The sequence below is a fragment of the Corynebacterium tuscaniense genome, assembly GCF_008693065.1.
In the GTDB taxonomy this organism is placed as follows: Bacteria; Actinomycetota; Actinomycetes; order Mycobacteriales; family Mycobacteriaceae; genus Corynebacterium; species Corynebacterium tuscaniense.
The window spans coordinates 1-4,228 of the sequence record NZ_VXKH01000091.1 but is presented as its reverse complement, the minus strand read 5'-3'; the positions used below and the strand labels follow the sequence as shown (position 1 = coordinate 4,228).

General features: G+C 63.4%; 2 protein-coding genes. One reads left to right on the top strand and one right to left on the bottom strand.

From position 1 onward, the window contains the following. The coding region (locus tag F4V54_RS10220) for a lipase family protein (RefSeq protein WP_150387066.1) at nucleotides 1-958 on the top strand (958 nt) is incomplete at its 5' end. 156 nt (nucleotides 959-1,114) lie between these two features. On the opposite strand, the gene F4V54_RS10215 is transcribed toward F4V54_RS10220, so the two are convergent. Then, a complete protein-coding gene (locus tag F4V54_RS10215) occupies nucleotides 1,115-3,943 on the bottom strand; it encodes an ATP-dependent Clp protease ATP-binding subunit (RefSeq protein ID WP_150387065.1) in 2,829 nt (942 codons plus the stop codon). Nucleotides 3,944-4,228 lie beyond the last annotated feature (285 nt).

Sequence of the window (4,228 nt, the reverse complement as noted above, 5' to 3'; positions counted from 1 at the left end):
GACGGTGGTGTTCGGCCCCGGTACGCGCGGCGCGGGTGACGGCTGCGCCCCTTCGCGTGGTCCGTGGATGATGGGGCAGATCGACCCGGCACAACCCACCGTGGGCACCAATTACGAAAACCTGCACCACCAGGCCGCTGCGCTGATGGGTATGCGGGTTGTGGTGTCTGACCTCATCGGTTTGGGCACACCTGGCGCGCACACGTACGTGCTGCACACCGAGGAGGGCCACGCGCTTATCGACGCTGCCCGGGCCACCACCCAACCCCACCACCCCGTCGGTTTCTGGGGCTACTCGCAAGGCGGTGGCGCATCGGCTGCCGCAGCGGAACTCGCCCCAAACTATGCGCCGGACCTCAATGTCAAGGGCGCTTTCGCGGGCGCTCCACCCGCTGATCTGGTGGAGACGATGCGTGGCGTAGACAATTCCTCCATCCTCGCCGTTGTTGGCTTCGCCCTCAATGGTTGGACGGAGCGCTACCCGGAGTTCAAGCCGGCTTTGGATGCGAATTTGAACGCTCGCGGCCGCGAGTTCCTCGAGTCCACGCGTAATGCGTGCATGGCTGATAGTGCGGTCCGGTGGGGTTTCCAGGATTCGCGGACCTTCACCGTGTCGGGTGAGCCGATGGTGGATGTGCTCACCCGCTATCCGGAGATCCGCCGCAAACTCGATGAACAAAAGCTCGGCCAGCGCGCTCCTCAGTCCCCGGTGATGGTGTCCACGCTCGGCGGTGACATGCTCGTGCCCACGCCGCAAGTCATTCAGCTCGCACGCGACTACTGCGCCGCGGGGGCCAACGTCACCTTGCTTAACGACGCCGTCCCAGCCCTCACCCCTCCCCTCAAAATCGGCATCAACCACGCCGCCGGTGTCTTCGCTCACACCGTTCCTTCCTTGATGTGGCTGGCAGACCGCTTCAACGGTGTGCCCAACGCGTCTAACTGTGGAGCCTTCTAGGCAAAGGGAACCTGAGACGTCTCAGCAAGCTGGTCGCACCCGGTACGCGAAGCATCGATGACAGCATGTCCGCGTTGGGACTTCTTAGGCAGAGATAAACCCCGCCGGCCTCCCCTTCATAGGTCGTTGGGGGGAAGTGGCGGGGTTCAGCGGACTTTAAGGCTTCTCCGGGTCCGAGGTGACGGAGTCCTCGGCGGACTCCGTCGGTTCCGGGCGGTCCAGCACGGCGGTGCCTGGCGCGCCATCGGTCTCCGGAGAGGTGATGTCCGGCGTCGGTTCCGGGCCAGAGTCCGGACCTGAGCCTGGGCCACCATCAGTCGGCGGGGTGGTATCGCGGACGGACACCGGCTCATCGTCGGAGGTGTTCTTTGGGCCGATGTCGCGGACCTCCTCCTCGTCCAGGTCACCGAAGGTGTCCGCCGGGAGCGGCTTCGGCTTCGGGGTGAAGGTGAACTCGGCATTCTCGTAGTCGCGTGGGTTGTCGGTCTTGCCGTCCCAGTTCTTCACACCGACCTCGATGATCTCGCCGGCACCGATCTCGCCGAAGAGGATCTTCTCCGACAGTACGTCTTCGATCTCGCGCTGGATGGTACGGCGCAACGGGCGGGCACCAAGGACGGGGTCGAAGCCGCGGGTGGCAAGCAGGTTCTTGGCGTCGCCAGAAAGCTCAATACCCATGTCCTGTGCAGCGAGGTTCTTCTCCAGGCGCTCCACAAGAAGCTCAACCATTTGAACGATCTGCTCTTGGGTGAGCTGGTGGAAGACCACAATCTCGTCAATACGGTTGAGGAACTCGGGGCGGAAGTGCTTCTTCAGCTCGTCGTGCACCTTCTGTTTCATGCGCTCGTACTGCGCATCGGAATCGGTGGCGTTGGAGCCGGTGAAGCCCAGGCCGACAGCCTTAGAGATGTCCGACGTACCCAGGTTCGAGGTGAAGATGAGCACCGTGTTCTTGAAGTCCACCATGCGGCCTTGGCCGTCGGTGACGTGGCCTTCTTCCAGCACCTGGAGGAGGGTGTTGTAGATCTCCTTGTGGGCTTTCTCGATTTCGTCGAAAAGCACGACGGAGAATGGCTTGCGGCGAACCTTCTCGGTGAGCTGGCCGCCCTCCTCGTATCCGACGTATCCCGGAGGGGCACCGAAGAGACGCGACGCAGTGAAGCGGTCGTGGAACTCGCCCATGTCCACCTGGATGAGGGAGTCCTCGTCGCCGAAGAGGAACTCGGCGAGCGCCTTGGACAGCTCCGTCTTACCCACACCGGACGGGCCGGCGAAGATGAAGGAACCGGACGGGCGCTTCGGGTCCTTCAGCCCCGCGCGGGTGCGGCGAATAGCGCGGGAAACGGCGCGGACTGCTTCGTCCTGGCCGATAATGCGCTTGTGCAGCTCGTCCTCCATGTGTAGGAGACGCGAAGACTCGGATTCGGTGAGCTTGAACACCGGGATGCCGGTCCAGTTGGCCAGCACGTCGGCGATCTGCTCCTCGCCAACCTCAGCGATATCCTCGAGCTCGCCGGTGCGCCACTTCTTTTCCTTCTCCGCGCGCTCTTCGCCGAGCTTGCGCTCAGTGTCGCGCAGGCCAGCGGCCTTCTCGAAGTCCTGGGCGTCGATCGCGGCTTCTTTTTCGCGGCGCACCTCTTGGATGCGGTCATCGACTTCGCGCAGGCCCTCCGGCTGAGTCATGCGCTTGATACGCATGCGGGCACCAGCTTCGTCGAGAAGATCGACGGCCTTGTCCGGCAGGAAGCGGTCATTGATGTAGCGGTCCGACAGGTTCGCGGCAGCTGCGAGTGCGTCGTCGGTGTAGGAGACGCGGTGGTGTGCCTCGTAGCGGTCTCGCAGGCCCTTGAGGATCTGGATGGTGTCTTCCACACTCGGCTCATCCACCTGCACCGGCTGGAAGCGGCGCTCCAGAGCGGCATCCTTCTCAATGTGCTTGCGGTACTCATCGAGCGTGGTGGCACCGATAGTCTGCAGCTCACCGCGGGCCAGCTTGGGCTTGAGCAAGGAGGCCGCGTCAATTGCGCCTTCGGCTGCGCCGGCGCCGACGAGCGTGTGGATCTCATCGATGAACAAGATGATGTCGCCACGCTGGTTGATCTCCTTGAGCACCTTCTTCAGGCGCTCCTCGAAGTCACCGCGGTAACGCGAACCCGCGACGAGGGAACCGAGGTCCAGCGAGTAAACCTGCTTGTCCTTGAGGGTCTCCGGCACGTTGCCGTTAGCGATGTCCAACGCCAGACCTTCGACCACCGCGGTCTTACCCACACCGGGTTCACCGATGAGCACCGGGTTGTTCTTGGTACGGCGGGAGAGCACCTGCATGATGCGCTCAATTTCCTTGTCGCGGCCCACCACCGGGTCGAGCTTGCCTTCCTTGGCAGCGGCGGTGAGGTTGCGGCCGAACTGGTCAAGCACGAGCGAGTTGGAGCGCTCGCCGCCACCGCGCGGACCACCCATGCCACCGATGCTCGGGCTGGCACCAGCGCCGGTCATGCCAGAAGCCTGTGGACCTTCGGGGCTTTCCGGGTTCTGGCCCTCTCCACCCTCGTATCCGGAGAGCAGCTGAATCACCTGCTGGCGCACGCGCGGGAGGTCAGCGCCCAGCTTGGTCAGTACCTGCGCTGCCACGCCTTCGCCTTCGCGGATGAGGCCGAGCAGCAGGAACTCAGTACCAATGTACTTGTGGCCCATTTGCAGGCCCTCACGCAGGGAAAGTTCCAGAACCTTCTTCGCGCGCGGGGTAAACGGCACGTGACCGGTGTGCGGCTGGGTGCCGCGGCCGATGATTTCTTCGACTTCCCGGCGCACGTCGTCGAGGTTAATCCCCATGGATTCGAGGGCCTTGGCGGCAACGCCTTCCCCCTCCTGGATCAGCCCGAGCAGGATGTGCTCAGTGCCGATGTAATTGTGGTTCAGGTCGCGCGCTTCTTGCTGGGCCAGCACGATGACGCGCCGTGCACGGTCAGTAAACCGCTCGAACATGTGGCTACCCCTTTATTGGCTAAATGAAATCGTTCCACCCACCATAACGCGGGGTCGCCGGAACGCTTCCCACACTTCCGCACGAAAAAGTGATAACCCCAGTTCAAAGGCATGTTCGCCAGTAGCGAACAGCCATTTTCGTGCGGTTTTAGAGCAGGCCGCGCAGCCCCGGATCAGCTAGCGCGAGCGCTGCGGCACGTGCTTCGTCGGCAGTCCGCGCTGCAAGGGCGCTCTCGGCCATCCGCCGGCAGGTGTCCAGGTCGTGCATAAGCAGCGCCGCGCGCA

Excerpts from the sequence above, each read along its gene's own strand:
- F4V54_RS10215 (WP_150387065.1), bottom strand. The coding sequence starts at position 3,943 with ATGTTCGAGCGGTTTACTGACCGTGCACGGCGCGTCATCGTGCTGGCC.